The 1,435-nt window shown below is 60.0% G+C and carries 1 protein-coding gene; it reads left to right on the top strand.

Features of this window, described 5'->3' with window-relative positions:
- The first annotated feature begins 2 nt into the window (after positions 1 to 2).
- Complete coding sequence (locus AC1DV9_RS29080) at positions 3 to 1,355, top strand: ISNCY family transposase (RefSeq protein WP_477951296.1); 1,353 nt, start codon at positions 3 to 5, stop codon at positions 1,353 to 1,355.
- Positions 1,356 to 1,435: the final 80 nt, after the last annotated feature.

Genomic DNA, 1,435 nt, shown 5'->3' with positions numbered 1-1,435 from the left:
GCCTGACGGTCACGCGGGCGGCTGAGCTACTTGGGCTCAGTCGCAGCCAAGTCCATCGGCTGTTGCAGGCCTATGATCTGGACGGGCTCGACGGTCTCGTCTCGAAGAAGCGCGGCCGCCCGAGCAACCGGCGCCACAGTGAGGATTTCCGCAATCTGGCTCTCGACCTGGTGCGTGAGCATTACGTGGATTTTGGSCCAACCTTGGCGGCCGAGAAGCTAGTTGAGCGCCATCGGATTTCCGTCAGCAAAGAGACGTTGCGCCAATGGATGATGGAAGCCGGCATGTGGGTATCACGCCGCGAGCGCAAGAAGCGGGTCTTCCAGCCACGCGGCCGGCGTGATTGCYTTGGTGAACTCGTCCAGATCGACGGGTCGCATCACTGGTGGTTCGAGGACCGTGGCCGCAAATGCGCCCTGCTCGTCTACATCGACGATGCGACCGGCAAGCTGTTGCATCTGCGCTTTGCCGCCTCTGAGAACACCTTTGACTATCTGCATGCGACGAAGGMTTACTTGCAGCAATGGGGCAAACCGATTGCGTTTTACAGTGACAAGCACGGTGTTTTCCGCAGCACGCATGCCTCGATGACGGAYCGCACGAGCGGTCTGACGCAATTCGGCCGGGCGCTTTATGAATTGAACATCGACATTATCTGCGCCAACACCCCGCAGGCGAAAGGCCGGGTGGAACGCGCCAATCAGACGCTGCAGGATCGGCTGGTGAAGGAATTGCGGCTGCGCGGTATCGATACGATCGAGGCGGCCAACGCATATGCGCCTGAGTTCATGGCGGATTTCAATACGCGTTTCGGGAAGCCACCGCGCAATCCGAAGGACATGCACCGGCCGTTGGCCGATCATGAGAACCTCGATGATGCCATGTGCCGCAAGGAGGTTCGCAAGCTGTCGCATTCCTTGACGCTGCGCTACGACAAGGTGATGTTCATCCTGGACCCGACAGAGCGCGCCAGGGCGCTGGCGGGAAAGAAGCTGATTGTTTGCGATTATCCTGACGGACGACTTGAGATCACGGACGGGGAAGCCTCCCTGCCCTACAAGACGTTCGATACGTTACGGTCAGTACACCGATCCGAAGTGGTCGAGAACAAGCGGCTGGACGACATGCTGTCTGTTGTCGCTGAGCTGCAGGCGGGGCGTGAGCAGCAGCGCAGCAAAAGGGGACCGCGTCGAAGCGGACAGACGGATCACATGTTCGGTATTCCCGATGGCAGTGTCAGCAACGGTTATCAGAAACGCGGCACCGAACCTGGACGAAAGACGGATTTTACGAAGGATCCTGCCGTCATCGCCCGACGGCGGCAAGCGTTGGCGCGCCTGGGTCCGGCCGAGTGATGTAAGCGATCCGGCTGAGAAAGCGCAGTATATGATTGCGCTTGAGTCATCCGCCGCCGACCGAGCTGCGCAACCCTGGC

This window comes from Rhizobium sp. 01L410, assembly GCF_056400165.1.
The sequence above is the reverse complement of the archived record's forward strand: the minus strand, read 5'-3'. Positions and strand labels throughout refer to the sequence as shown.